Source organism: Bradyrhizobium sp. WSM2254 (assembly GCF_000472645.1).
Lineage (GTDB): Bacteria > Pseudomonadota > Alphaproteobacteria > Rhizobiales > Xanthobacteraceae > Bradyrhizobium > Bradyrhizobium niftali.
The window spans coordinates 32,499-57,201 of record NZ_AXAB01000013.1 but is presented as its reverse complement, the minus strand read 5'-3'; the positions used below and the strand labels follow the sequence as shown (position 1 = coordinate 57,201).

The 24,703-nt window shown below is 65.8% G+C and carries 25 protein-coding genes; 14 read left to right on the top strand and 11 right to left on the bottom strand.

All coding sequences use genetic code 11. From position 1 onward, the window contains the following. Positions 1-116: 116 nt before the first annotated feature. The 3 genes from hemW to rph are packed head-to-tail and all read right to left on the bottom strand — an operon-like array spanning position 117 to position 2,621. Positions 117-1,274 (bottom strand): radical SAM family heme chaperone HemW, encoded by a 1,158-nt coding sequence (hemW, locus tag A3M7_RS0109790; RefSeq protein ID WP_027543760.1) that lies wholly within the window; start codon positions 1,272-1,274, stop codon positions 117-119. Beyond that, complete coding sequence (gene rdgB / locus A3M7_RS0109785; RefSeq protein ID WP_027543759.1) at positions 1,261-1,896, bottom strand: RdgB/HAM1 family non-canonical purine NTP pyrophosphatase; 636 nt, start codon at positions 1,894-1,896, stop codon at positions 1,261-1,263. The genes hemW and rdgB overlap by 14 nt, the downstream gene beginning before the upstream one ends. A gap of 11 nt (positions 1,897-1,907) precedes the next feature. After that, on the bottom strand, positions 1,908-2,621 hold the full coding sequence (gene rph, locus A3M7_RS0109780) for a ribonuclease PH (protein WP_027543758.1): 714 nt from the start codon (positions 2,619-2,621) through the stop codon (positions 1,908-1,910). 168 nt (positions 2,622-2,789) lie between these two features. Here rph and hrcA point away from each other — a divergent pair, with 168 nt between their 5' ends. Next, positions 2,790-3,878, top strand: coding sequence for a heat-inducible transcriptional repressor HrcA (hrcA, locus tag A3M7_RS0109775; RefSeq protein WP_027543757.1), 1,089 nt, complete (start codon positions 2,790-2,792; stop codon positions 3,876-3,878). A 96-nt stretch (positions 3,879-3,974) separates the two neighbouring features. Further along, positions 3,975-4,592, top strand: a complete 618-nt coding sequence (grpE, locus tag A3M7_RS0109770; RefSeq protein WP_027543756.1) for a nucleotide exchange factor GrpE — start codon at positions 3,975-3,977, stop codon at positions 4,590-4,592. Between the two features lie 100 nt (positions 4,593-4,692). Here the strand turns inward: grpE and pncA are convergent, their stop codons facing one another. Together pncA and A3M7_RS0109760 are read right to left on the bottom strand one after the other, a co-directional pair. Beyond that, entirely contained in the window at positions 4,693-5,415 is a 723-nt protein-coding gene (gene pncA, locus A3M7_RS0109765; RefSeq protein WP_027543755.1) for a bifunctional nicotinamidase/pyrazinamidase, read from the bottom strand. 190 nt (positions 5,416-5,605) lie between these two features. After that, positions 5,606-6,547 carry a hypothetical protein gene (locus A3M7_RS0109760; RefSeq protein ID WP_027543754.1) on the bottom strand — a complete coding sequence of 314 codons (942 nt, stop codon included), beginning with the start codon at positions 6,545-6,547 and terminating at the stop codon, positions 5,606-5,608. A gap of 397 nt (positions 6,548-6,944) precedes the next feature. Between A3M7_RS0109760 and dnaK the strand changes: the two genes are divergently transcribed. The 8 genes from dnaK to A3M7_RS0109720 all read left to right on the top strand — a co-directional run bounded on the left by dnaK (position 6,945) and on the right by A3M7_RS0109720 (position 14,508). Further along, the gene (dnaK, locus tag A3M7_RS0109755) at positions 6,945-8,846 is read left to right on the top strand and encodes a molecular chaperone DnaK (RefSeq protein ID WP_011083506.1); all 1,902 of its coding nucleotides are present in this window, start codon (positions 6,945-6,947) and stop codon (positions 8,844-8,846) included. Positions 8,847-9,091: 245 nt separating this feature from the next. Beyond that, positions 9,092-10,225, top strand: coding sequence for a molecular chaperone DnaJ (dnaJ, locus tag A3M7_RS0109750; RefSeq protein WP_027543753.1), 1,134 nt, complete (start codon positions 9,092-9,094; stop codon positions 10,223-10,225). Between the two features lie 88 nt (positions 10,226-10,313). Further along, a complete protein-coding gene (locus tag A3M7_RS0109745; RefSeq protein ID WP_007598495.1) occupies positions 10,314-10,913 on the top strand; it encodes a class I SAM-dependent methyltransferase in 600 nt (199 codons plus the stop codon). 57 nt (positions 10,914-10,970) lie between these two features. Continuing rightward, a complete protein-coding gene (locus A3M7_RS0109740; RefSeq protein ID WP_027543752.1) occupies positions 10,971-11,549 on the top strand; it encodes an NADPH-dependent FMN reductase in 579 nt (192 codons plus the stop codon). A 6-nt stretch (positions 11,550-11,555) separates the two neighbouring features. Next, a complete protein-coding gene (pyrF, locus tag A3M7_RS0109735) occupies positions 11,556-12,269 on the top strand; it encodes an orotidine-5'-phosphate decarboxylase (protein ID WP_027543751.1) in 714 nt (237 codons plus the stop codon). A 120-nt stretch (positions 12,270-12,389) separates the two neighbouring features. Then, entirely contained in the window at positions 12,390-12,701 is a 312-nt protein-coding gene (locus A3M7_RS0109730) for a DUF1330 domain-containing protein (protein ID WP_027543750.1), read from the top strand. 344 nt (positions 12,702-13,045) lie between these two features. Continuing rightward, the gene (gene dapB, locus A3M7_RS0109725) at positions 13,046-13,861 is read left to right on the top strand and encodes a 4-hydroxy-tetrahydrodipicolinate reductase (protein WP_027543749.1); all 816 of its coding nucleotides are present in this window, start codon (positions 13,046-13,048) and stop codon (positions 13,859-13,861) included. A 23-nt stretch (positions 13,862-13,884) separates the two neighbouring features. Further along, entirely contained in the window at positions 13,885-14,508 is a 624-nt protein-coding gene (locus A3M7_RS0109720; RefSeq protein WP_027543748.1) for a 2,3-bisphosphoglycerate-dependent phosphoglycerate mutase, read from the top strand. A 243-nt stretch (positions 14,509-14,751) separates the two neighbouring features. On the opposite strand, the gene A3M7_RS0109715 is transcribed toward A3M7_RS0109720, so the two are convergent. Both A3M7_RS0109715 and A3M7_RS0109710 read right to left on the bottom strand, forming a co-directional pair. Then, positions 14,752-15,648 (bottom strand): bifunctional helix-turn-helix domain-containing protein/methylated-DNA--[protein]-cysteine S-methyltransferase, encoded by an 897-nt coding sequence (locus A3M7_RS0109715; RefSeq protein ID WP_027543747.1) that lies wholly within the window; start codon positions 15,646-15,648, stop codon positions 14,752-14,754. 55 nt (positions 15,649-15,703) lie between these two features. Then, complete coding sequence (locus A3M7_RS0109710; RefSeq protein WP_027543746.1) at positions 15,704-16,237, bottom strand: DUF2244 domain-containing protein; 534 nt, start codon at positions 16,235-16,237, stop codon at positions 15,704-15,706. Positions 16,238-16,259: 22 nt separating this feature from the next. On the opposite strand from A3M7_RS0109710, the gene nth reads away from it, so the two are divergent. After that, a complete protein-coding gene (nth, locus tag A3M7_RS0109705; protein WP_027543745.1) occupies positions 16,260-17,012 on the top strand; it encodes an endonuclease III in 753 nt (250 codons plus the stop codon). Positions 17,013-17,045: 33 nt separating this feature from the next. Here nth and A3M7_RS0109700 read toward each other — a convergent pair whose 3' ends face one another. Beyond that, positions 17,046-17,786, bottom strand: coding sequence for a sulfate transporter family protein (locus A3M7_RS0109700; protein WP_027543744.1), 741 nt, complete (start codon positions 17,784-17,786; stop codon positions 17,046-17,048). A 96-nt stretch (positions 17,787-17,882) separates the two neighbouring features. After that, positions 17,883-18,815: a LysR family transcriptional regulator gene (locus A3M7_RS0109695; protein ID WP_027543743.1), complete on the bottom strand. Its 933-nt coding sequence runs from the start codon at positions 18,813-18,815 to the stop codon at positions 17,883-17,885. 106 nt (positions 18,816-18,921) lie between these two features. On the opposite strand from A3M7_RS0109695, the gene A3M7_RS0109690 reads away from it, so the two are divergent. Continuing rightward, positions 18,922-20,097: a CoA transferase gene (locus tag A3M7_RS0109690; RefSeq protein ID WP_027543742.1), complete on the top strand. Its 1,176-nt coding sequence runs from the start codon at positions 18,922-18,924 to the stop codon at positions 20,095-20,097. Then, complete coding sequence (locus tag A3M7_RS0109685) at positions 20,094-21,041, top strand: hydroxymethylglutaryl-CoA lyase (protein WP_027543741.1); 948 nt, start codon at positions 20,094-20,096, stop codon at positions 21,039-21,041. Before A3M7_RS0109690 ends, A3M7_RS0109685 begins: the two co-directional genes overlap by 4 nt. A 197-nt stretch (positions 21,042-21,238) precedes the next feature. On the opposite strand, the gene nikR is transcribed toward A3M7_RS0109685, so the two are convergent. Both nikR and A3M7_RS0109675 read right to left on the bottom strand, forming a co-directional pair. Continuing rightward, complete coding sequence (nikR, locus tag A3M7_RS0109680; RefSeq protein ID WP_027543740.1) at positions 21,239-21,685, bottom strand: nickel-responsive transcriptional regulator NikR; 447 nt, start codon at positions 21,683-21,685, stop codon at positions 21,239-21,241. A 141-nt stretch (positions 21,686-21,826) separates the two neighbouring features. Next, on the bottom strand, positions 21,827-24,292 hold the full coding sequence (locus A3M7_RS0109675; protein ID WP_027543739.1) for a heavy metal translocating P-type ATPase: 2,466 nt from the start codon (positions 24,290-24,292) through the stop codon (positions 21,827-21,829). 59 nt (positions 24,293-24,351) lie between these two features. Between A3M7_RS0109675 and A3M7_RS0109670 the strand changes: the two genes are divergently transcribed. Further along, complete coding sequence (locus A3M7_RS0109670) at positions 24,352-24,627, top strand: metal-sensitive transcriptional regulator (protein ID WP_007598521.1); 276 nt, start codon at positions 24,352-24,354, stop codon at positions 24,625-24,627. Positions 24,628-24,703: the final 76 nt, after the last annotated feature.

The window sequence follows — 24,703 nt, the reverse complement described above, 5'->3', positions numbered from 1 at the left end:
GGCTTCGTAGCTATCGTAGGGTGGGCAAAGGCGCACTTGCGCCGTGCCCACCATCTATCCGCAAGTTGCATCGAGGCGGTGGGCACGCTTCGCTTTGCCCACCCTACGGCAACTCGCTACGCCGCCAGATCCGCAACCACGGCATCCAGCACCGGAAATCCGCTGCTCGTCACGCGCAGGCGGCCGCTGCTGGTGTCGACGGCGATTGCACCTTCCTCGCGCAGCAGCGCGATGCGCTTGGGGTCGAGCGGGCGGCCGGAGAGGGCGGTGTAGCGCTCGGGGTCGATGCCCTCGGCGAGACGGAGTCCCATCAGCAGGAATTCGTCGGCGCGCTCCTCGCTGTTGAGAAGATCGTCGGTGACGACGCCATGGCCGCTGGTCTCGACCCGCATCAGCCAGGCTTCGGGGCGCTTCTCGGTGGCGGTGGCGTGCCTGATGCCGTCGATGTCGAGCCGGCCGTGCGCGCCGGGGCCGATGCCGGCATATTCCTCGCCGCGCCAGTAGACCAGGTTGTGCCGGCATTCGGCGCCGCGCCGCGCGTGATTGGAAATCTCGTAGGCGGGCAGGCCGAGCTTGTCGCAGGTCTCCTGCGTGATGTCGTAGAGCGCGCGCGCGACCGCCTCGTTCGGCGTCTTCAATTTGCCGGCCTGGTGCAGGCCGAAGAACGGCGTGCCTTCCTCGATCGTCAATTGATAGAGCGACAGATGCTCGGCCGCTTCGTCGATCGCGAGACGCAGTTCATCGGCCCACATCGCCGGCGTCTGGTCGGGGCGGGCGTAGATCAGGTCGAACGAATAACGGTCGAACGAGCGGCGCGCGATGGCAACGGCATCAAGCGCTTCGCGCGCGCTGTGCATGCGGCCGAGCGCCTTCAGCGAAGCATCGTCGAGCGCCTGCACGCCGAGCGAGACGCGGTTGACGCCGGCGGCGCGATAGCCGGCGAAGCGCGTCGCCTCGACGCTGGTCGGGTTTGCTTCCAGCGTGACCTCGACGTTCTTCGCCACCGTCCAGTGCTTGCCGATCGCATCGAGCACGGCGCCGACGGTCGCAGGCTGCATCAGGGACGGCGTGCCGCCGCCGAGGAAGATCGAGGTGACCTCGCGGCCGGGCGCGCGCTGCGCGGTCGTTTCGATCTCGCGCCCGAAGGCGGAAGCGAAGCGCGCTTCGTCGATCGCGGCGTGGCGGACATGGCTGTTGAAGTCGCAATAGGGGCACTTCGACAGGCAGAACGGCCAGTGCACGTAGACGCCGAAGGCTTCCTTAGCGCGGCTCAAGGCAGATCTCCGCCAGTTTCACGAAGGCGCGGGCGCGGTGCGACAGGCCGAGGCCAAGCGGCGGCAGCCCGTGCTTCTCGATGCTTTCCATCTCGCCGAAAGTACGGCTGTGGCCGTCGGGCAGGAACATCGGATCGTAGCCGAAGCCGGCGGTGCCGCGCGGCGGCCAGACCAGCGTGCCGTCGACGCGCGCCTCGACCTCGTCGAGATGATCGTCGGGCCAGGCGACGCAGAGCGCGGAGACGAAATGCGCCTTGCGCTTGTCGGGCATGGTCGCGCCGCGCTCCTGCAACAGGCGCTCGATCCGCGTCATCGCCGCGGTGAAATCCTTGGTCGGCCCGGCCCAGCGTGCGCTGTAGATGCCGGGCGCGCCGTCGAGCGCGTCGACCACGATGCCGGAATCATCGGCGAAGGACGGCAGCTTGGTCGCCCGCGCCGCCGCGATCGCCTTGATCGCGGCGTTGCTGCGGAAATCGTTGCCGGTCTCGTCTGGCTCGTGAAGGTCGAGCTCGCCGGCCGACACCGCCTCGATGCCGTAAGGCGCCAAAAGCTCCTTCATCTCGGCGAGCTTGCCGGGATTGTGGGTGGCGATGACGAGCTTTCCGGTGATTCGGCGGTGCATGGGCCTATTGACTACGCGACAGACAGTTTCTGCAAGTCCACGAGCCGCGCGACGCCCTTGCGCGCCAGCGCCATCAGCGCCAGGAACTCGGTTTCCGTAAACGGCTCGCGCTCCGCGGTGCCCTGCACCTCGATGATGCGGCCGTCGCCGGTCATGACGAAATTGGCGTCGGTCTCGGCCTCGGAATCCTCGGCATAGTCGAGGTCGAGCACGGGGTTGCCGTTGTAGATGCCGCAGGAGATCGCGGCGACGTTGTCGCGCAGCACGTTGGCCTTGACCATGTTGCGCGCCTTCATCCAGTTGACGCAATCGGCGAGCGCGACCCAGGCGCCGGTGATCGAGGCCGTGCGCGTGCCGCCGTCGGCCTGGAGCACGTCGCAATCGACCGTGATCTGGCGCTCGCCGAGCGCTTCGAGATTGATGATGGTGCGAAGCGAGCGGCCGATCAGGCGCTGGATCTCGACGGTGCGGCCGCTCTGCTTTCCGGCGGAGGCCTCGCGGCGGGTGCGTTCCGAGGTCGCGCGCGGCAGCATGCCGTATTCGGCGGTGACCCAGCCGCGGCCCTGGCCCTTCAGCCACGGCGGCAGGCGGTCCTCCAGCGTGGCGGTGACCAGCACATGGGTGTCGCCGAATTTCACCAGGCAGGAGCCTTCCGCATATTTGACCACGCCGCGCTCCAGCGTCACGGGGCGCAATTCGTCGGGCGCACGGCGGCTTGGCCGCATGGGAAATCCTCCAAAACTCTCGGAAAAGGGCTATTCGCGGTGCTTGTAGGTGGGGTGAGGGTGGGCGGCAAGGCTTTTTCACCCCCGGTTTTCCACCCCGCAAACGCCACGCTTGTCAGAACCCTTCGGGATAGACAAATTATAAGCGTCTGAGAGGAGTTACCGTCCGTGGCCCATCACGATCCGATCCATCTGATCGCGCCGCGCGCAGGCCTCGCCCAGCTCAACGAGCGTTCCCGCGACATCTTTCGTCAGATTGTCGAAAGCTATCTCGCGACCGGCGAGCCGGTGGGCTCGCGGAACATCTCACGCCTGATCGCGATGCCGCTGTCGCCGGCCTCGGTCCGCAACGTCATGGCCGACCTGGAACAGCTCGGCCTGATCTATGCCCCTCATACGTCCGCCGGCCGTTTGCCGACGGAACTCGGCCTGCGCTTCTTCGTCGACGCCCTGATGCAGGTTGGCGACCTCAATGACGCCGAGCGGCAGTCGATCCAGAGCCAGCTCACGTCCGTCGGTCAGGCGCAGTCGGTCGAGGCGGCGCTGGACCAGGCGCTGACCCGGCTGTCGGGCCTGACCCGCGCCGCCGCCGTGGTGCTGACGCCGAAATCCAATGCGCGGCTGAAACACATCGAATTCGTCCGGCTGGAACCGGAAAAGGCGCTGGTGATCCTGGTCGGCGAGGATGGCCAGGTCGAAAACCGCGTGCTGACGCTGCCGCCCGGAGTTCCCTCTTCGGCGATCACCGAGGCCGGCAATTTCCTCAATGCGCGGATTCGCGGCCGGACCCTGGCCGAGGCGCGGCTCGAGCTCGAGACCGCGCTGGCGGAAGCCCGTGCCGAGCTCGATCAGCTGACCCAGAAGGTGATTTCCGCCGGTATCGCCAGCTGGTCCGGCGGCGAGAACGAGGACCGCCAGCTCATCGTCCGCGGCCACGCCAATTTGCTGGAAGACTTGCACGCGCTGGAGGATCTGGAGCGGGTGCGCCTCTTGTTCGACGATCTCGAGACCAAGCGCGGCGTGATCGACCTGCTCGGCCGGGCCGAGACCGCCGAGGGTGTGCGCATCTTTATCGGTTCGGAGAACAAACTGTTTTCCCTGTCGGGTTCCTCCACCATCATCTCGCCCTATCGGGATGCCGCCGGCCACATCGTCGGCGTTCTGGGCGTGATCGGGCCGACACGGCTGAATTATGCCCGCGTGATCCCGACCGTGGACTACGCCGCGCGCATCGTCAGCCGCCTTCTGGGGGGCTGACCGGCGTTTGAGCCGATCACGGGCGCTTGATTTTCGTGAGCTTAGGCACGATATCCGGGCCAACAATCCCTTGAGACGAGTTCGAGAAGAGAGCCGATGACCGATCGAGACCGGCAGCCCGACGACACGACCCCGCCAACCGGCGAGCCCGTGGTGTCAAAACCCTACATCATGCCCGACGATCCGGAGCCCGGCTCGGTCGAGCTGTTGCAGCAGGAAGCCGCCGAGGCGCGCGACCGCATGCTGCGGACGCTGGCCGAGATGGAAAATCTGCGCAAGCGCACCACCAAGGAAGTCGCCGACGCCCGCCTCTACGGCATTACCGGCTTCGCCCGCGACGTGCTCGACATCGCCGACAATCTCCAGCGTGCGCTCGACGCGGTTCCGGCCGAGGCCCGTGCCGCGGCCGATCCCGGCCTGACCTCGCTGATCGAGGGCGTCGAGCTCACCGAGCGCTCGCTGCTCAACGCGCTGGAAAAGCATGGCGTGAAGAAATTCGATCCGCAGGGCCAGAAGTTCGACCCGAACTTCCAGCAGGCGATGTACGAGGTGCCGGATGCGTCGGTGCCTGCGGGCACCGTCGTGCAGGTCATGCAGGCCGGCTACACCATCGGCGAGCGCGTGCTGCGTCCGGCTCTCGTCGGTGTCGCCAAGGGCGGCGCGAAGGCTGCGCCCGCGGCGAACAACAACGAGTCGAGCGGCGCGGCGAACTGAGTTTGGGCGTCATTCCGGGGCGGCTCGAAGAGCCGAACCCGGAATCTCGAGATTCCGGGTTCGATGCTTCGCATCGCCCCGGAATGACAGCGCGAAACGCTTACGCGCCGACCGCGATATCCGCAGACTGAATCCGCTTCACGCCGGCCTTGGCCATGTCGGCCCAGGCTTTTGCCAGCGAGCCCTGCGTGTCGATGCCGCGGCAGGCGTCTTCCACGACATAGACCTCAAAGCCCGCCTTGCGCGCGTCGAGCGCGGTCCAGGCGACGCAGAAATCCGTCGCAAGGCCGGCGACGAAGACGCGCTTGATCTTGCGGGCCTTCAAATAGCCGGCGAGGCCGGTCGACGTCTTGCCGTCGGCTTCGAGGAAGGCCGAATAGCTGTCGACGTCCTTGTGAAAACCCTTGCGGATGATGAGCTCGGCATGCGGGATCGCGAGGTCCTTCGACAGCGAGGCGCCGTCGGTGCCCTGCACGCAATGGTCGGGCCACAGCACCTGCTTGCCGTAGGGAAGGTCGACGGTCTCGAACGGCTTCTTGCCGGAGTGCACTGATGCAAACGAAATGTGGCCGGGCGTGTGCCAGTCCTGGGTCATCACCACGTTCGCAAACGCTTTCGCCATCTTGTTGATGACGGGAACGACCTGCTCGCCTTCCTTCACCGCGAGGCTGCCGCCGGGCAGGAAGCAGTTTTGCACGTCGATCACCAGCAGCGCGGAGGCATCGTCCGGTTTGATCGATGCGGCCGCAAAGAGCGCGGTTGGAGCAAGGGCTACGAGAGCGCTTGTCCCAAGCGCCGCGAGGATTTGTCGTCGATCAAGCATCGTTCGCCTCCCTCCAGGATGATCCAATGGAGGCAAGCCTAGTTCCGTTCGTATACGAACAGAAGCCCGAAAATGCAGCCGGCTCTGGTGAGCGCTTGGGCGTGTCGCCCCAATCTCACTGTCGTCCCGGCCCCCCGCGCGCAATTGCGCGCTAGGCCGGGACGACACCGAGGTTGTTGGACGAGCGTTCTTACCCCTTCGGCTGGATGCCGTCCCGCACGGCGCGGAAGCGGGTGAAGGCGGCGGACCACTGGTCGCGCGGGGCGCTGGCGATGATGCGCAGCGAGGCGCCGCCGCTGGAGAAGCGGATCCACTGCACCACGGTCACCGGGGTCTTGTCCTTGCCGCTGACGCCGTCGATCCGGGTCTCGAAACCCTGCTGGCCGTTGATGCGGATCGGTTCGGACATGGTGACGCGCGACTCGCGCACGCCGGGGATCTGAAGCGCCGCCTCCTGGGCGAAGCGGGCGCGGTCCTCGGCGGCTTGCGGGGTGGCGCCGATCAGGCCGAGGATCATGAACGGCTTCGATTCAAAGCCCGTGCTCTCGTCGCCGTCGGCCAGGATGATGCTGGAGCCCGGCGCCAGCGTGCGGATGCCCTTGAAGTCGGCGAGGTCGGTGATCTTGAACGGCATCAGCGCGATCTGCTCTTCGGCCGAGACCTGCTTGCGGGTGACGGCGCTCGCAAACATCTGCCGCACCGCCTCGTCGGTGTAGATCTTGGTCGCGTTCTCCGGGATCTGCACCGCGACATAGCCGGAGAAGCCGGCGCCCGGCACGATCATCGAATAGCGCTTCACCGCCGTCTCGCCGGCCTTGCCGCTCTCGGTGGTGAAATAGGCAAGGCCCGCGGGGGTCTCGATCTTGTCCTGCTTGACGCCGCCAGTGCCGGCCGGGTTGGAATTGAAGGCGCTCGCGACCTCGCCATAGGCGGCCGGCGGCAGCTCGGTGATCAGCACCTTGACGGTGCCGTCCTCGCTCTCGAAGCCCGGAAAGGTCTTGGCCGTGTTGAGGCCGATCAGCGGCACCATGCCGAGGCGCAAGCCGGGCGGGAAAACGGCGTCGGCGGCCACGGCCGGAAGCGCGGAGGCAATGAGGAGGGTGAGCGCGGCGAGGGGGCGGGTCAGCTTCATGGGCACTCTGATTGGTCCATATTGAGGCCGTTCGATGGTCGGCCACCGGGCCGCTTTGTCGCGCTCAGCAGCCTGGGTGCGGCGCTCCGGCCGGTCCGCCTTTTAGCGGGTTTGGCCTTGCCGCAACAGGGCGGGACCGATCACGGTGGCGGGGTGCCGGCCAAGGACCGGACCTGTTAATAATTCCTCACCCGCAAGGGCGATCCAGCCCGGATATGTTCTTCCAAAACCCAATGTTTTCACGGCCGAAACTTGCGTTCGGTCCTTGCGGGCCCCTCCCCCCCTCCTATATGAGCCTCAATCATCGCAATATCGCGGATGTTTGATCTTAGGGGGTTTCGGTTCGGGTGCCTTCTGGGCCCAGCCAGCCTGCCGCAAAAACAAGGATATCAGGACCATGGGAAAGGTCATTGGGATCGACCTCGGCACCACGAATTCGTGCGTCGCCGTAATGGATGGCAAGAACGCCAAAGTCATCGAGAATTCCGAAGGCATGCGCACGACGCCTTCGATCGTCGCCGTCACGGATGATGGCGAGCGCCTCGTCGGCCAGCCGGCCAAGCGCCAGGCCGTCACCAATCCCGAGCGCACCTTCTTCGCAGTGAAGCGCCTCATCGGCCGCCGCTACGACGACCCGATGGTCGAGAAGGACAAGAAGCTCGTTCCGTACAAGATCGTGAAGGCTTCCAACGGCGACGCCTGGGTCGAGGCCGACGGCCAGACCTACTCGCCCTCGCAGGTCTCGGCGTTCATCTTGCAGAAGATGAAGGAGACCGCGGAAGCCCATCTCGGCCAGAAGGTCGACCAGGCCGTCATCACCGTTCCCGCCTACTTCAACGACGCCCAGCGCCAGGCGACCAAGGACGCCGGCAAGATCGCGGGCCTTGAAGTGCTGCGCATCATCAACGAGCCGACCGCGGCCGCGCTCGCCTATGGTCTGGACAAGACCAAGACCGGCACGATCGCCGTGTACGATCTCGGCGGCGGCACGTTCGATATCTCTATTCTCGAAATCGGCGACGGCGTGTTCGAGGTGAAGTCGACCAACGGCGACACCTTCCTCGGCGGCGAAGACTTCGACATGCGCCTGGTCGGCTATCTCGCCGACGAGTTCCAGAAGGAGCAGGGCATCAACCTGCGCAACGACAAACTCGCGTTGCAGCGCCTGAAGGAAGCCGCTGAAAAGGCCAAGATCGAGCTGTCGTCGACGACGCAGACCGAGATCAACCTGCCCTTCATCACCGCGGACCAGACCGGCCCGAAGCATCTGACGATGAAGCTCACCCGCGCCAAGTTCGAGGCGCTGGTCGACGATCTCATCCAGAAGACCGTCGAGCCCTGCCGCAAGGCGCTGAAGGACGCCGGCGTCACCGCCGGTGAGATCGGCGAAGTCGTTCTGGTCGGCGGCATGTCGCGCATGCCGAAGGTCCAGGAAGTCGTGAAGCAGCTGTTCGGCAAGGAGCCGCACAAGGGCGTCAACCCGGACGAAGTCGTGGCGATCGGCGCCGCGATCCAGGCCGGCGTGCTCCAGGGCGACGTCAAGGACGTGCTGCTGCTCGACGTGACCCCGCTGTCGCTGGGCATCGAGACGCTGGGCGGCGTGTTCACCCGTATCATCGACCGCAACACCACGATCCCGACCAAGAAGAGCCAGGTGTTCTCGACCGCCGAGGACAACCAGAACGCGGTCACCATCCGCGTCTTCCAGGGCGAGCGTGAAATGGCGGCCGACAACAAGATGCTCGGCCAGTTCGACCTGATGGGCATTCCGCCGGCCCCGCGCGGCATGCCGCAGATCGAGGTGACCTTCGACATCGACGCCAACGGCATCGTCAACGTCTCGGCCAAGGACAAGGCCACCGGCAAGGAGCAGCAGATCCGCATCCAGGCCTCCGGCGGTCTGTCGGAAGCCGACATCGAGAAGATGGTCAAGGACGCCGAGGCCAATGCCGAAGCGGACAAGAAGCGCCGCGAGGCCGTGACCGCCAAGAACGAGGCGGACGGACTGGTGCATTCGACCGAGAAGGCGCTGGCCGAGCACGGTTCGAAGGTCGCCGAGACCGAGCGCCGCGCCATCGAGGATGCCGTCAGCGACCTCAAGGAAGCGCTGAAGGGCGACGATGCCGAGGCGATCAAGGCCAAGACCCAGACGCTGGCCCAGGCTTCGATGAAGCTCGGCGAGGCCATGTACAAGCAGCAGGCCGAGGCCGACGCCAAGAAGGACGCGGCCAAGGACGACGTCGTCGACGCGGAGTTCACCGAAGTCGACGACGACAAGAACAACAAGAAGTCCGCCTGAGCCCCAAGAGGGTGATGATGCGGACGGCTTGGACCCCACACACCTCTCCAGCCTCCCCCTTCGCGGGGGAGGCTTCCGTGTCGAGGTCGACGGGCGACGCTCCCGTTACGATCGATCAATTTCCAGCCGTTATTCTCAACACTGCCATGCTGCCCTCTGCCGCGAAGCGGAGGGGCGCCTATATCGTTGCGTGGCAACGTTGCTTCGCCCCGGTTTGAATCGCGATTGGATAGACCGAGTTGAACATGTCCACGTCCACCAAGCGCTGCTACTACGAGACCCTCGAAGTCGAACGTGACGCCGACGAATCCAAGTTGAAGTCGTCGTTCCGCAAGCTCGCGATGAAGTTCCACCCCGACCGCAATCCCGGGGACGACACCAGCGAGGTCAAGTTCAAGGAAATCAACGAGGCCTACGAGGTCCTGAAGGACAGGGACAAGCGCGCGGCCTATGACCGTTTCGGCCATGCGGCCTTCGAGCAGGGCGGTCCTGGCGGCGGTGCTGGTTTCGGCGCCGGCTTCGCCTCCTCCTTCTCCGATATTTTCGAGGACCTGTTCGGCATGGCCGGACAGCGCGGCCGCGGCGGCCGCGAGCGCGGCGCCGACCTGCGCTACAACATGGAAATCACGCTCGAGGAGGCCTTTGGCGGCAAGACCGCGCAGATCGAGATCCCGGTCTCGGTCACCTGCGAGGCCTGCTCGGGCATCGGCGCCAAGGCCGGCACCAAGCCGAAGACCTGTTCGACCTGCGGCGGCGCCGGCCGCATGCGGCAGTCGCAGGGCTTCTTCACGCTGGAACGGACCTGTCCGGGCTGCCAGGGCCGCGGCCAGATGATCGAGGACGCCTGCCCGTCCTGCTCGGGCCAGGGCCGTGTGACCCGCGAGCGGACGCTGTCAGTCAACATTCCCCAGGGCGTCGAGGACGGCACGCGGATCAGGCTCGCCGGCGAAGGCGAGGCCGGTGTCCGGGGCGGCCCGGCCGGCGACCTCTACATCTTCCTGTCGCTGGCCCAGCACCAGTTCTTCCAGCGCGACGGCGCCGATCTGCATTGCCGGGTACCGATTTCGATGGTGACGGCCGCCCTTGGCGGTGAATTCGAGGTGCCGACCATCGAGAAGGGCAAGGCCAAGGTGAAAGTGCCCGCCGGGACCCAGTCCAACCGTCGATTCCGCATTGCATCAAAAGGCATGCCGATACTGCGCTCGCGCCAGACCGGCGACATGTACGTTCAGGTCGTGGTCGAAACCCCGCAGAATCTCACCAAAAAGCAGCAGGAATTGTTGGCCGAGTTCGAAAAGCTCTCCTCCGGCAACACCCAGCCGGAATCCGAGGGCTTCTTCGCCAAGGTCAAGGATTTCTTCGGTAATCGGGCGAATTGACTCGTCTTGACCGTATCGCCTTCGGCCTATACGTCTTTATGACCATTTTCTGACACGCCGCGGTCACGCGGTCCCGTCCGGTCCAGACATGCCATTGCCATCGTCCGCGCGTGCGTTGAAGAAGCCCCGTCTCGATGACGAGGTGCGCTTTCTCAGATCGTGGATCGAAAAGCCCCTCCACATGGGCGCAGTGATGCCGTCGGGCAAGCTGCTGGCCCGGACCATGGCTCATTACGTCGACGTCAACTCGGATGCACCTGTGGTCGAGCTCGGCCCCGGTACTGGCGCCATCACCTCGGCCCTGGTCGAACGTGGCGTCGACCAGAAGCGTCTCGTCCTCGTCGAGTACAATCCCGGCTTCTGCGCGCTGCTGCGCGACCGTTATCCGCAGGCCAAGGTCGTGCAGGGCGATGCCTATCGCCTGCGCGACACGCTCTGGAACGTACTGAGCGCGCCGGCATCCGCGGTCGTCTCCGGACTGCCGCTCGTCACCAAGCCGATGCTGACGCGGCTGCGGCTCATTCGCGATGCTTTCACGGCGCTCGCGCCCGGCGCGCCCTTCGTCCAGTTCACCTATGCGGTGGTGCCGCCGATCCCGAAATCGCTGCCCGGCGTGTCCACAGAGGCCTCGGAACGGATCTGGATGAACCTTCCGCCGGCCCGCGTCTGGGTGTATCGCAAGGATTAATTCCGCCGGCATTCGTCTTTGCGCGGCGGGCTCGTTTCGCCGAACGCATTGGATCGGATGTCCGCACCCAAAATCCTGGTCATTCCCGGCTCGCTGCGCACCGGCTCGCACAATGCGAAGCTGGCCGCGGTCGCCGCCTATGAATTCGCCCAGGCCGGCGTCGACGTCACCCGCATCTCGCTCGCCGATTTTCCGCTGCCGATCTACGACGGCGATCTCCAGGCCAAATCAGGCGTGCCCAAGCACGCCATCAACCTCAAGCGCATGATCGGCGCGCATCATGGCGTGCTGATCGTTTCGCCCGAATACAATGCCTCGGTGCCGCCGCTGCTGAAGAACGCGATCGACTGGGTCAGCCGCGTGCACGAGCTGCACGAGGCGCGCGGCGAGGTGTTCCGCAACCGCCCCTTCGCGCTCGCCGGCGCCTCGCAGAGCCGGCTCGGCACGGCCCGCGCGCTGCAGGCGTTGCGGCTGATCCTGACTTCCTGCCACGCCAATGTGATTGCCAGCCAGCTCACGCTCGCCTTTGCCGGAGAGGCCTATGACGATATGGACAGGCTCAAGAACGAGGGCGATATCGCCGCGTTGAAGGAGCTGGTGGCGCAGTTGATCGACGTTTCCCAACGCATGATGTGAGGTGACATGACGCCAGCCGAGATCGCCCCGAAAGACCGCCTGATCGTTGCGCTCGATCTGCCGAGCGTTGATGCCGCGGAGGCGATGATCGCAAGGCTCGGCGACAGCGTCACGTTCTACAAGATCGGCTATCGCCTCGCTTATGCCGGCGGTCTGCCGCTCGTTGCCAGGCTCGCCGACAAGGGCAAGAAGGTCTTTCTCGACCTCAAGCTGCACGACATTGGCAACACCGTGGCGCAAGGCGTCGAGAGCATCACCAGGCTGGGCGCGACCTTCCTCACGGTGCACGCTTATCCGCAGACCATGAAGGGCGCCGTCGAAGGCCGCGGCAGCTCGAACCTGAAGATCCTCGCCGTCACTGTGCTGACCTCCTACAACGACGACGATCTGCACGCGGCAGGTTTCCGGCTCGGCGTCTCCGAGCTCGTCGAAGCGCGCGCGCAGCAGGCGCAGGTGCTTGGTATCGACGGGCTGGTGTCGTCGCCCGAGGAAGTGGGCGCCTTGCGCAAGATCGTCGGCCACCAGATGAGCCTCGTCACGCCCGGCATCCGGCCGGCGGGCTCGGCAAGTGGCGATCAGAAACGCATCATGACGCCGGGCCGTGCGATCACCGCGGGCGCCGATCATCTCGTCGTCGGGCGCCCGGTGGTGGAAGCCGCCGACCCCAAGGCGATCGCAGATGTCATCCAGGCCGAGATCGCACAGGCGCTGGGAGCATGATCCGGACCCGAAGGGCCGCGTTAGCGCAAAGTCCGCAGCGGTTTTCCATCGCGACAAACGCGAAACGCGTTTGCGCGGAGATCATGCTCAAATAGAGACGACAACACAGGGAGAAGAACAATGGCAAAAGGCTACTGGATCGGGCGCGTCGATGTGAACAGTGACGAGGACTACAAGCCTTATGTCGTCGCCAACGGTGCGATCTTCAAGAAATGGGGTGGCCGCTTCGTCGTCCGCGGCGGCAAGTTCACCACCGTCGAAGGCGCCAGCCGCACCCGCAACGTCGTGATCGAATTCCCGGACTACGAGACCGCGATCGCCTGCTACAACTCGCCGGAATACCAGGCCAACATCAAGGTGCGCCAGCCGCACTCGGTCGCCGACCTCATCATCATCGCGGGCTATGACGGCCCGCAGCCGTCGGACGGCTGAGGCACGATCTCGTCTTATCCTCCCTAGGAGGGGCAAGGGAATCGCATTGAAGCCCGTTGCTCTGCGGCCCATCCTTCGAGACGCCCGCCTTTGGCGGGCGCTCAGGATGAGGACGGAAGGCGCAGCAGCAATCTTCGACCGGCAAAGATGCCGCTTAGCCTCATCCTGAGGAGACCGCGGAGCGGTCGTCTCGAAGGACGAGGCGCGCGCTCAAGCCCTGCCAAAAGTCATATGCGATTACCCTGCCTTGGGGGAGGGTGGGAGCCGCCTCTTTGGCTGGTGGCTCCCCCTCGGTTGCCGGAACTGCATCCCCCCGCTACAACGGCCCCGAAGAGGATCACATCATGTCCGACATGCGCTTGATTGTTGCTGGAGCCGGCGGCCGGATGGGCCGGGCGCTGACGCGGGCGATTGCCGAGAGCAAGGGTGCTGTGCTGGCCGGCGCGCTGGAGGCGCCGGGCTCCGAGCTGCTCGGCAAGGATGCCGGCGTGCTCGCGGGCCTGCCGGCCAACGGCATCAAGATCTCGGCCGATCTCTGGGCGATGTCGAAGGAGGCCGACGGCATCCTCGATTTCACCGTGCCGGCCGCGACCATCGCCAACGTCGCGATCGCCGCCGAGCGCGGCATCGTGCATGTCATCGGCACCACCGGGCTTTCGAGTTCCGACAACGCCGTGATCAAGAGCGTCACCAATCGCGCGGTCGTGGTGCAATCAGGCAATATGAGCCTCGGCGTCAACCTGCTTGCCGCGGTGGTCAAGCGCGTCGCCAAGGCGCTCGATGAAACCTTCGACATCGAGATCGTCGAAACCCACCACCGCATGAAGATCGATGCGCCCTCGGGCACCGCGCTGATGCTGGGGCAGGCCGCGGCGGCCGGCCGCGGCATCTCGCTCGACGATCACGCGGCGCGCGGCCGCGACGGCATCACCGGCGCGCGCCGGCCCGGCGACATCGGCTTCGCCTCCTTGCGCGGCGGCACCGCGGCCGGCGACCACAGCGTCAGCTTCCTCGGCCCGTTCGAGCGCCTGACGCTGTCGCACCAGGCCGAGGACCGCATCCTGTTCGCGCACGGCGCGCTGAAGGCGGCGCTGTGGGCGCATGGCAAGAAGCCGGGGCACTACTCCATGGCCGACGTGCTCGGCCTCGCCGACATCTGAACGAAAATAACGGAAAGTCATCAATGAGCGAACGTCTTCTCGTGCTCGTCCGCCACGGCCAGAGCGAATGGAATCTGAAGAACCTGTTCACGGGGTGGAAGGATCCTGATCTCACCGAGCTCGGCGTCGCCGAGGCCAGGGAAGCCGGCCGCAAGCTGAAGGCGCAGGGACTCGTGTTCGACGTCGCCTACACCTCGGTGCTGACGCGCGCGCAGCACACGCTCGATCTCATCCTCGGCGAGCTCGGTCAGGAGGGGCTGCCCACGGAGAAGAACCTCGCGCTGAACGAGCGCGACTATGGCGATCTCTCCGGCCTCAACAAGGACGACGCCCGCAAGAAATGGGGCGAGGACCAGGTGCTGATCTGGCGCCGCTCCTACGACGTCCCGCCGCCCGGCGGCGAAAGCCTGAAGGACACGCTGGCGCGCGCGCTGCCCTATTACGTGCAGGAGATTTTGCCCAGCGTACTCAACGGCAAGCGCACGCTGGTCGCCGCCCACGGCAACTCGCTGCGCGCATTGATCATGGTGCTGGAAAAGCTGTCGCCCGAAGGCATCCTGAAGCGCGAGCTCGCGACAGGCGTGCCGATCATCTACCGGCTCAATGCGGATTCGACGGTGGCCTCGAAGCTGGATCTGGCGGGCTGAGAACGATCGCGTGAGGGGCGGCGAAGCCGCGCCAAATATTCAGTGTCGTCCCGGCCTAGTGCGCAATTGCGCACGGGGGGCCGGGACCCATAACCACAGGGAGTGGTTTGGCGAAGGCTTGTAGTTGTCGTGTCTTCGCGTGGGACTGACACCGTCTGCCGTCGATAAATCACGCGGTATGGGTCCCGGCCCCCGTGCGCAATTGCGCACTAGGCCGGGACGACATTGAGGGGGCGGCAAGACCTACTGCACCCCCAGCTTTCCCGCCTCCCAGCCCAGCATCGCCTGCTTGCGGGTGATGCCCCAGTGATAGCCGGTGAGCGTGCCGCTCTTGCCGAGCGCGCGGTGGCAGGGCACGACGAAGGAGACCGGGTTCTTGCCGACGGCCGCGCCGACGGCGCGCGAGGCCTTCGGGCTGTTGATGTTGCAGGCGATGTCGGAATAGGACACCGCGCGTCCCATCGGGATCTTCAGCAGCGTTTCCCAGACCCGCACCTCGAAATCGGTGCCGATCATCACCACGCGCAGCGGCTGGTCCGGCCGCCACAGCTTCGTGTCGAAGATGCGCTGGGCGAGCGGGGCGGTGCCTTCGTGATCCTCGACGTAAGTTGCATTCCGCCAGCGCCGCATCATATCGGCAAGCGCTGCTTTTTCCTCGCCGGGATCGGCGAAGGCAAGTCCCGACAATCCGCGATCGGTCGCGATCACGATGGCCGTGCCGAACGGCGAGGGATGAAAGCCGTAGCGCAGGGTGAGGCCCGCGCCGCCATTCTTCCATTCACCGGGCGACATCGCCTCGTGGGTGACGAAGAGATCGTGCAGCCGGCCCGGCCCCGACAGGCCGGAGTCGAGCGCGGCGTCGAGCACGCTCGCGGAATCCCTGAGCAGGCCCTTGGCGTGGTCGAGCGTCAGCGCCTGCATGAAAGCCTTCGGCGTGATCGAGGCCCAGCGGCGGAACAGATGGTGCAGCTCATCGGGCGTGACGCCGGCCGCATCCGCCATCGCCTCGATGGTCGGCTGCGCGCGCCAGTTCTCCGAGATGAAGGCGATCGCCCGGCGCACCGAGTCATAGTCGCGTAGCGCGGCATTCTGGTGGCCCGGCTTGGTCAGGCGCTGATCATGTATGGCGAGTGTCATCATGACCGGAAATGTAGGAGAGGGGGCAGCTCGAAACCACCCGATTTCCGACGAGACGTCAGCGAATGGGGTTGAAGGTCGGTCCGCGCTTGGCGGCGTTCAGCGCTTCAACCAAGCCATTGTAAAAGCTTGCTTTTTCTTCAGGTCCCAAGAAGCCGGCGAGCTGGAGCCGGCGGCCGCGCGAGATCAGGTAGAGGTGTTCGAGGCCAAAATCCTCGTCGACCTCCAGGTCGAGCCGGACCCAGAGCGGATTGAACGTCCATTCGGCGACCTGGCCGCGATGGCTGACGCGCCGCACCCGCAGTTCCGAGGGCGTGACCACGATCTCCTCGCAGGCGCGCGCGGCGCGGAAATTGACCTTGAAGGCCCACCAGATCACCAGCACGTCGAGGCCGAAGAAGCCGAGCACCGGCCACGCGCCCATCATCAGGAAGACGAGGCCGGTGACGAAGCTGACGACGCTCAGGAACAGCATCACGGCGAGGAAGCCGGTGCGGTTCAGCGAGCGGTGCGGCGTCAGCAGCGCCGAGAAGATTTGAGCTTCGCTCTGATCTTCGGAGCCCCTGCGCTCAATTTCGTTGCCTGTGCTCATCGTCCCTCAGTATATCCCGATCATGGCGAAAATCACCCGCAAGCCGGTCCCGCGCAAAGCAGCCGTGCCGAAGAAAAAAGCAAGGGCGGCCGTGGCGAGGCCGAAGGCCCCTGCGAAGAAATCGCTCAAGGCCGTCAAACCCTGGACGCCGGCGGAGATCCACGAGGTCTTCAGCCGTTTCCGCAAGGCCAACCCGGAGCCGAAGGGGGAGCTCGAGCACGTCAATCCGTTCACGCTGCTGGTCGCCGTGGTGCTGTCGGCGCAGGCCACCGACGCCGGCGTCAACAAGGCGACGCGCGCATTGTTCGAGGTCGCCGACACGCCGCAGAAGATGCTCGACCTCGGCGAGGAATCCTTACGCGAGTACATCAAGACCATCGGCCTCTATCGCACCAAGGCCAGGAACGTGATCGCGCTGTCGGCAAAGGTGCTCAGCGAATTCGGCGGCGAGGTGCCGCGCACGCGCGCGGAAATCGAGTCGCTGCCCGGTGCCGGGCGCAAGACCGCCAACGTGGTGCTCAACATGGCCTTTGGCGAGCACACCATGGCGGTGGACACGCATGTCTTCCGTGTCGGCAACCGCACCGGGCTCGCGCCCGGCAAGACGCCGCTGGACGTCGAGCTCGGTCTCGAAAAGGTGATCCCGGCCGAGTTCATGCTGCATGCCCATCATTGGCTGATCCTGCACGGCCGCTATACTTGCCTCGCGCGCAAGCCGCGCTGCGAGGTGTGCCTGATCAACGATCTCTGCCGGTGGCCGGAGAAGACGGTCTGAGGCAAATGCGGAGTGCCGGTGACCTGAGCTGGGTCACCGCATCTGCCGCGCCGGCTCGATCAGCTCGGGCCGCGGGCCTGACAGCCGCTTGTGCATGTGGACCATGAAGGCCATGCCGAAGATCGGCGTCGCCAGGTTGACGATCGGAATCGAGACGAAGGCCGCGATGATCAGGCCGGCGGCGAAGATGGTGGCGGCATTGTCGCGTCGCATCGCCTTGGCTTCCTCCGGCGAACGGAAGCGCATCGCAGCGAGCTCGAAATATTCGCGTCCCAGCAGCCAGGCCGTGGCGAGGAAGAAGATCAGGAAACCGGCGCCGGCCAGCAACACGAAGGGCAGCGCGATCAGATAGACCAGGATGGTCAGCAACGCGGTCTTGACGCCCTCGTAGATCGCCTGGCTGAAAGGCAGCGCCACGCCCGGCCGTTCGGCGGGATAGTGTTCGCGCTCGACATGGTCGGCGACGTCGTCGACGAACAGGCTCGCCACCACCGACGTGATCGCCGGCATCAGGAACACCGCTCCGAACACGACGCCCAGGCCCGCCGCGATCGAGACGATCCAGGCCAGGACCTCGAGCGACGTGTGCCAGCCGGGACCGAGCAGGCCCTCGAGCCAGACTTCGCCATAGGTCGCAAACCAGCTGAGCAGCCGCTGCAAGCCGATCGCCAGCACGGTGATCAGCACGAGCGCAAGCCCGATCGATCGCCACAGGATCGAGCGCATCGGCGGCGAGATCATTTGCGACAGCGCCTTCACGGCGGCATCCAGCATGGGGGACCCTCTCACGAAACCACCCGCGAGAGGTAGACATGCCGGATCGCTTCGGCAAGTCCTCGCAATGACGGCCGAGCTAGGATTGGTCGTGCCTCACCCCGCCAGCTCCGCCTGCCAGCCGCCGCTGCGCACCTGCTCGGCGATCAATGCGAGCATCAGGCGGCGCATCTCTTCCATGGCGTAGGTCATCGGGCGGTTGCGCAGGCGACAGAGATAGAGCGTGCGGGTCAGCTTCGGCTCGATCACCTTGCGTGCGACCAGCCGGCCGGCCGCGAGCTCCTCGCGCGCGAACAGCTTTGTCGCGATGGTGCAGCCGAGCCCTTCCACCAGCGCGCCGGTCATGCCGGTGATCGAGTTGGCGTGCAGGATGGCGCCGCCTTCCAGCCGCTTGAGCAGGACCGGATCGTCCAGCAGCGCGCGCGAGGACAGGCCGAGACCGTAGCGAAGCAGGATCAGCGGCAAGCGGTTCAGCTCCTCGAACCGGATCGGCGCCTTGCCCTTGCCGACCAGTTTCGGAATGCCGACCAGGAACATCTCCTCTTCGAGCACGGCCTCCGTGATCAGCTCCTTCTCCGAGGGCGGATTGTAGACCAGCGCGAGGTCGACGTTGGAGACCATCAGGTGCATCAACGTCGCGCCGGACAGGCTCTCGGTCAGCGACAATTTGAGCTTGGGATATTTGGTCAGCACCGTGCGCATCAGCTCGACGCCGATCGCCTTGACGCCGGAATTCGCCATGCCGATCGAGATCTCGCCGGCGATGACGCGGGCGCCCTCGCGCACCTCGGTCTCGGCCTCTGCCATCGCGCGCAGGATGATGCGCGCGTGCTCATAGAGCCGCTCGCCGGCCGCCGTCGGTTCCATGCCGCGCGACTTGCGCTCGAACAGCGGCGTTGCGAACTCGGTCTCCAGGTTCGAGATATGATGGCTGAGCGCGGACTGCGCGACGTTCACCTGGTCAGCCGCGCGCGACAGGTTCCGCTGCTCGTAGACGGCGATGAAATAGCGGAGCTGGCGCGAATCCATGGGCGATCGAGCGTTCTAGAAATGCGAAAGCAATCTTCGACAGATTATATTTTTCAGAAGGCTTGTGAAGGCCTAGTCTCCCGGGTGGACGAACAGGGAGTGACGCATGACTGAGGCCGGATTGCCGCTCGAAGGCGTGCGGGTCGTCGAGATGACCCACATGGTCATGGGCCCGACCTGCGGCATGATCCTCGCGCAGCTCGGCGCCGAGGTGATCAAGGTCGAGCCGCCCTCCGGCGACAAGACCCGTTCTCTCGGCGGCATGGGGACGGCGTTCTTTCCGCTGTTCAACCGCGGCAAGCGCAGCGTCGTGCTGGACTTCGAGAAGCCCGAGGATCGCGACACCATGCACCGTCTGCTCACGACGGCCGACGTGTTCCTGGAAAATTTTCGCGATGGCCAGCTGGAGAAGCAGGGGTTAGGTGCCGAGGAATTACGCCGCCGGCATCCGCATCTGATCATCGCCGGCCACAAGGGCTTTCTGTCAGGTCCCTATGAGCATCGCCCCGCGCTCGACGAGGTCGTGCAGATGATGTCGGGGCTCGCTGCCATGACCGGCACCAGGGAGAAGCCGCAGCGTGTCGGCTCCTCCGCCAACGACATCATGGGCGGCATGTTCGGCGTGATCGCGATCCTGGCCGCGCTCTACCAGAAGCGCGGGGGAAAACGCGACGGTGCCGACATCCGCATCGGGCTGTTCGAGAACTGCCTGTTCCTGGTCGCCCAGCACATGGTCGAATACGAGATGACTGGCAACAAGCCGCGCTCGATGCCCGAGCGCGAGCACGCCTGGCCGATCTACGACATTTTTGATGCCGCCGACGGCGAGCGCATTTTCATCGGCGTCGTGACCGAGGGGCACTGGCAGAGCTTCTGCCGCGAGTTCGGCCTGGCCGAGCTTCTCGAAGATCCTGCCTTGCGCACCACGACCGACCGTATCCTGGCGCGGCCGCAGATCATTCCGCGCGTCGCCGGGATCATCCGGCAGCAGAACGTGGCCGAGCTGTCGCAAAAGCTCGATGCGCTCAACATCTGCTTCTCGCCGATCAACCGGCCCGAGGATCTCCTGACCGATCCTCATGTGCTGCGACCCGGCGGCCTCGTCACCAACATCACTGCCGATGGCAAGCCGTTCCATGTGCCGGCTCTGCCGGTCGAGTGGAACGGCAGCCATCTCGGCGAGGGCCTGAAGGTCGCGCCGCTCGGCGCCGACACGTCGGCCGTTCGTGCCGAGATCGACAAGGATGACACCACGTCAAAAGCCGCTGGGAGGCCTGCATGAGCCGGATCGAGACGATTTACCCCTCGGATCGCGTCAGCCTGCGCGAGGTCGGCCTGCGCGACGGGCTCCAGCTCGTGAAGAAATTTCCATCGACCGAGGCCAAGCAGCGCTGGGTGCGCGAGGAATATGCCGCCGGCGTCAGGCATTTCGAGGTCGGCTCGTTCCTGCCGGCCAAGACCTTCCCGCAATTCGTCGATGTTCGCGATGTCATCGGGGCGGTTGCCAGCCTGCCGGGCGCTCACGGCATCGCGCTCGCGCTCAACGAGCGCGGCGTCAATGAAGCGCTGGAATCCGGCGTCGGCGAAATCGCGTCGGTGGTCTCGGCCACGGAAGAGCACAGCCAGGCCAACGCCCATCGCTCGCGCGAATCCGCGATCGCCAATGTCAGGCGGCTCTGCGAGATGCGCAACGCCAGCTCCCACAAGCCGCTCGTGAATGCCGCGATCTCGATGGCGCTGGGCTGCTCGATCGCCGGCGCGGTTGATCCGGCCGAGGTCTTGCGGCTGGTCGACAAATGCCTCGAGGTCGGCGTCGATTTCGTCGCGATCGCCGACACCGTCGGCTATGCCGGCCCGAAGCAGGTCGCCGAATTGTCGCGCGCCGCGGTGAAGCTCGCAGGGCAAAAGCCGATCTGCATCCATCTCCACGACACCCGCGGCATGGGGATCGCCAACGCCGCGGCGGCGCTGGACGAAGGCGTCCGCATCCTCGACGGATCGCTCGGCGGCCTCGGCGGCTGCCCCTTCGCGCCCGGCGCGACCGGCAATGTCGTGTTCGAGGATCTCGTATTCCTGTGCGAGAGCAAGGGTTTTGCGACGGGGATCGACCTGGACAAGCTGATCGCGGTGCGCAGGATCCTGCGCGAGGAGATGCCGAACGAAGCGCTGTATGGCGGCGTCGCGCGGGCGGGCCTGCCGGGCGGGAGTGCAGCGAAGGCGGCGTGAGGCCACGCGAGAGCTGTTCTTCCCTTCTCCCCTTGTGGGAGAAGGTGGCGCGAAGCGCCGGATGAGGGGTCTCTCCCCACGAGCTCGAAGAGAAGTGGTTGAGGAGATAGACCCCTCACCCGTCTCGCCGCTGCGCGGCGAGCCACCCTCTCCCGCAAGGGGAGAGGGAACGCACCTCGCGTGCGATGATAAATCACCTACTCATGCCGGTGCGCATGCTTCCGCACCTTCGCCTGTTTCCCTTCCCCCGTCGGGATCATCACCACGCGCCCGTAGCGCACGCCGCGTTCGGCGATGATGTGGTCGGCGAAATGCTTGACCTCATCCGCCGCGCCGCGCAGCGCCGTCATCTCCATGCAATTGTTGTCGTCGAGATGGACGTGCAGCGTCGCCAGCGCGAGGTCGTGATGGCCGTGGAATTCCTGCACCAGGCGTTTTGAGAGATCGCGCGCGGCGTGGTCGTAGACATAGACGAGGCCGGCGACGCAGGGGCCGGTCTGCGCGGTATCCTCTGTCGTCTGTTGCAGCCCGGCGCGCGCGAGGTCGCGGATGATCTCGGAGCGGTTCTGGTAGCCGCGCGCCTCCGCGGCGGCGTCGATCTCCGCCAGCAGATCGTCCTCGATCGTGATCGTAATTCGCTGCATCAAATGCTCCTGCGCGCCCCGCCAGTATCCGTTGAACTGTAGCCCGGATGGAGCGAAGCGTAATCCGGGGCAATGTCGGTATACTAGCAAAACCCGGATTTCGCTTTGCTCCATCCGGGCTACGCACTTAACTCCCGCTGCTCACAGCCGGGTCGCCCGAAGCCGCAGCGCATTACCGACCACGCTCACCGAGGACAGCGCCATCGCCGCCGCGGCGATGATCGGCGACAGCAGGACGCCGAAGGTCGGATAGAGGATGCCGGCCGCGATCGGAATGCCGGCGGCATTGTAGATGAAGGCGAAGAACAGGTTCTGGCGGATGTTGCTCATCGTCGCCTGAGATAGTTTTCGCGCTCGCACGATGCCGACGAGGTCGCCTTTCAGCAGGGTGACGCCGGCGCTCTCCATCGCCACGTCGGTGCCGGTGCCCATGGCGATGCCGACTTCCGCGGCCGCCAGCGCCGGGGCGTCGTTGACGCCGTCGCCGGCCATCGCGACGCTGCGGCCGGCCTTTTGCAGCTTCGTCACCACCGCGCTCTTCTGGTCCGGCAGCACCTCGGCCTCGACCTCGGCGATGCCGAGCCGGCGCGCCACCGCTTGCGCCGTGGTGCGGTTGTCACCAGTCAGCATGATCACCTTGATGCCCTCGGCGGCGAGGGCCTTCAGCGCCTCGGGCGTCGAGGCCTTGACCGGATCGGCGATCGCGAACAGGCCGGCGAGCCGGCCATCGACGGCCATGTTGATGACCGTTGCGCCATCGCCACGCAGCCGTTCGGCCTCGGTGTCGAGCGTCCTGGTGTCGATCCCGATCGACGACAGATATCGCGCGTTGCCGAGCACGATGGTCTTGCCGTCGACCTTGCCGGTCGCGCCCTTGCCCGTCGGCGAATCGAATTGCTCGACCTGGCCGAGTGTGAGCTGCTTCTCCTTGGCCGCGCGCATGATGGCGTCGGCCAGCGGATGTTCGCTGGCGCGCTCGACGCTGGCCGCCCAGCGGAGAATGTCGTCGTCCGCAAAGCCGGAAGCCGGCACGATGGCGACCACCTTGGGCTTGCCCTCGGTCAGCGTGCCAGTCTTGTCGACCACCAGCGTGTCGATCTTCTCCATCCGCTCCAGCGATTCCGCGTTCTTGATCAGGACGCCAGCCTGCGCGCCGCGGCCGACGCCGACCATGATCGACATCGGGGTCGCGAGCCCCAGCGCACAGGGGCAGGCGATGATCAGCACGCTGACGGCGGCGACCAGGCCGAAGGCCAGCCGCGGCTCCGGCCCGAACCAGGCCCAGGCCGCGAAGGCGGCGAGGGCGACGACGATGACGGCGGGCACGAACCAGCCGGCGACCTGGTCGGCCAGGCGTTGGATCGGCGCGCGCGAGCGCTGCGCATCGGCGACCATCTGCACGATCTGCGACAGCAGCGTGTCCCGCCCGACCTTGTCGGCACGCATGATGAAGCTGCCGGACTGGTTGAGCGTGCCGGCGATGACCTTTGCGCCGGTTTCCTTGGTGACCGGCATGGATTCGCCCGTCACGAGCGACTCGTCGAGCGAGGAACGCCCCTCCAGGATGACGCCGTCGACCGGCACCTTCTCGCCGGGGCGAACGCGCAAATGCTCGCCGGCGTGGAGGGCATCGATCTCGACCTCGTGCTCGCTGCCATCAGGCTCCACGCGCCGCGCGGTCTTCGGCGCGAGCTGCAACAGCGCCTTGATCGCACCCGACGTCGCATCGCGGGCGCGCAGCTCCAGCACCTGGCCGAGCAGCACCAGCACGGTGATGACCGCGGCTGCCTCGAAATAGACGGCCACCGCGCCCTCATGGCCGCGGAAGGTGTCCGGGAATATCTGCGGCGCGACCGTGCCGATGACGCTGTAGACGTAAGCGACGCCGGTGCCCATCGCGATCAGCGTGAACATGTTGAGGTTGCGCGTCACCAGCGACTGCCAGCCGCGCACGAAGAACGGCCAGCCGGCCCACAGCACCACGGGCGTGGCGAAGACGAGCTGGATCCAGTTCGACAGCGTCGCATCGATCCAATTATGCGGGCCCGCGAGGTGGCCGCCCATCTCCAGCACCACCGGCGGCAGCGCCAGCGCGCCGCCGATCCAGAACCGCCGTGTCATGTCGGCGAGCTCGGGATTGGGGCCGGTCTCCAGGCTCGCCACTTCCGGCTCCAGCGCCATGCCGCAGATCGGGCAGCTGCCGGGTCCGACCTGGCGGATCTGCGGGTGCATCGGACAGGTGTAGATCGTGCCCGCGGGCATCTCCGGCTCGCTCGCCTTCTCCTTGGCGAGGTATTTTGCGGGATCGGCGGCGAACTTGGTGCGGCATCCGGCCGAGCAGAAATGGAACGTCTCGCCGTGATGCTCGAACCGGTGCTTTGAGGTCGCGGGGTCGACCGTCATGCCGCAGACGGGGTCGCGGACCTTCGCCGCCGCTGCGCCATGGTCATGGTCGTGATGATGCGTGTGGCTGGCATGATCGCCGTGTCCGCCGCAGCATGAGGCTGCCGCAGGCTTGTCGTTCGGCGGTGTCGCTGGCTTGCTCGAACAGCCGCATCCGGTGTGACCGTCCGCGTCGTGATGATGGCTGTGTTCGGCGTCGTTCATTCCCATGCTCCGGCCTTCTCGGTCTTGCAACCCATACCCGGTAGGGGTATATAGACGCCATGCGCAAAGACATCAAGGCATCTGTCGGAAAACGTCTCGGCCGGATCGAGGGCCAGGTTCGCGGCCTGTCGAAAATGGTAGAGGAAGACCGCTACTGCATCGACATCGTGACGCAGATCTCGGCGGTGCGCGCCGCGCTGCGCCGGGTCGAGGAGGAGGTCCTGAAGGACCACGTCGCCCATTGCGTCGAGCACGCGATTGCGAGCGGCGACAAGGCGGATCAGCGCGAGAAGATCGCGGAGTTGATGGCGGTGATTGGAAGGGCGGAGCGGTAGGATTTCCTGATGTCGTCCCGGCGAAGGCCGGGACCCATTACCGCAGGGAGTGGTTTGGCGAAGGCTCGTCGTTCGG

What these genes read in the sequence shown, in the direction of transcription:
- A3M7_RS0109740 (WP_027543752.1), top strand. Translation starts at nt 10,971, where the DNA reads ATGTCCGCACCCAAAATCCTGGTCATTCCCGGCTCGCTGCGCACCGGC.
- A3M7_RS0109690 (WP_027543742.1), top strand. Translation starts at nt 18,922, where the DNA reads ATGACTGAGGCCGGATTGCCGCTCGAAGGCGTGCGGGTCGTCGAGATG.
- rdgB (WP_027543759.1), bottom strand. Translation starts at nt 1,896, where the DNA reads ATGCACCGCCGAATCACCGGAAAGCTCGTCATCGCCACCCACAATCCC.
- A3M7_RS0109675 (WP_027543739.1), bottom strand. Translation starts at nt 24,292, where the DNA reads ATGAACGACGCCGAACACAGCCATCATCACGACGCGGACGGTCACACC.
- nth (WP_027543745.1), top strand. Translation starts at nt 16,260, where the DNA reads ATGGCGAAAATCACCCGCAAGCCGGTCCCGCGCAAAGCAGCCGTGCCG.
- A3M7_RS0109670 (WP_007598521.1), top strand. Translation starts at nt 24,352, where the DNA reads ATGCGCAAAGACATCAAGGCATCTGTCGGAAAACGTCTCGGCCGGATC.
- pncA (WP_027543755.1), bottom strand. Translation starts at nt 5,415, where the DNA reads ATGCTTGATCGACGACAAATCCTCGCGGCGCTTGGGACAAGCGCTCTC.
- A3M7_RS0109710 (WP_027543746.1), bottom strand. Translation starts at nt 16,237, where the DNA reads ATGAGCACAGGCAACGAAATTGAGCGCAGGGGCTCCGAAGATCAGAGC.
- A3M7_RS0109730 (WP_027543750.1), top strand. Translation starts at nt 12,390, where the DNA reads ATGGCAAAAGGCTACTGGATCGGGCGCGTCGATGTGAACAGTGACGAG.
- pyrF (WP_027543751.1), top strand. Translation starts at nt 11,556, where the DNA reads ATGACGCCAGCCGAGATCGCCCCGAAAGACCGCCTGATCGTTGCGCTC.
- rph (WP_027543758.1), bottom strand. Translation starts at nt 2,621, where the DNA reads ATGCGGCCAAGCCGCCGTGCGCCCGACGAATTGCGCCCCGTGACGCTG.
- A3M7_RS0109695 (WP_027543743.1), bottom strand. Translation starts at nt 18,815, where the DNA reads ATGGATTCGCGCCAGCTCCGCTATTTCATCGCCGTCTACGAGCAGCGG.
- A3M7_RS0109685 (WP_027543741.1), top strand. Translation starts at nt 20,094, where the DNA reads ATGAGCCGGATCGAGACGATTTACCCCTCGGATCGCGTCAGCCTGCGC.
- nikR (WP_027543740.1), bottom strand. Translation starts at nt 21,685, where the DNA reads ATGCAGCGAATTACGATCACGATCGAGGACGATCTGCTGGCGGAGATC.
- grpE (WP_027543756.1), top strand. Translation starts at nt 3,975, where the DNA reads ATGACCGATCGAGACCGGCAGCCCGACGACACGACCCCGCCAACCGGC.
- dapB (WP_027543749.1), top strand. Translation starts at nt 13,046, where the DNA reads ATGTCCGACATGCGCTTGATTGTTGCTGGAGCCGGCGGCCGGATGGGC.
- A3M7_RS0109700 (WP_027543744.1), bottom strand. Translation starts at nt 17,786, where the DNA reads ATGCTGGATGCCGCCGTGAAGGCGCTGTCGCAAATGATCTCGCCGCCG.
- dnaJ (WP_027543753.1), top strand. Translation starts at nt 9,092, where the DNA reads ATGTCCACGTCCACCAAGCGCTGCTACTACGAGACCCTCGAAGTCGAA.
- A3M7_RS0109760 (WP_027543754.1), bottom strand. Translation starts at nt 6,547, where the DNA reads ATGAAGCTGACCCGCCCCCTCGCCGCGCTCACCCTCCTCATTGCCTCC.
- dnaK (WP_011083506.1), top strand. Translation starts at nt 6,945, where the DNA reads ATGGGAAAGGTCATTGGGATCGACCTCGGCACCACGAATTCGTGCGTC.
- A3M7_RS0109720 (WP_027543748.1), top strand. Translation starts at nt 13,885, where the DNA reads ATGAGCGAACGTCTTCTCGTGCTCGTCCGCCACGGCCAGAGCGAATGG.
- A3M7_RS0109745 (WP_007598495.1), top strand. Translation starts at nt 10,314, where the DNA reads ATGCCATTGCCATCGTCCGCGCGTGCGTTGAAGAAGCCCCGTCTCGAT.
- A3M7_RS0109715 (WP_027543747.1), bottom strand. Translation starts at nt 15,648, where the DNA reads ATGATGACACTCGCCATACATGATCAGCGCCTGACCAAGCCGGGCCAC.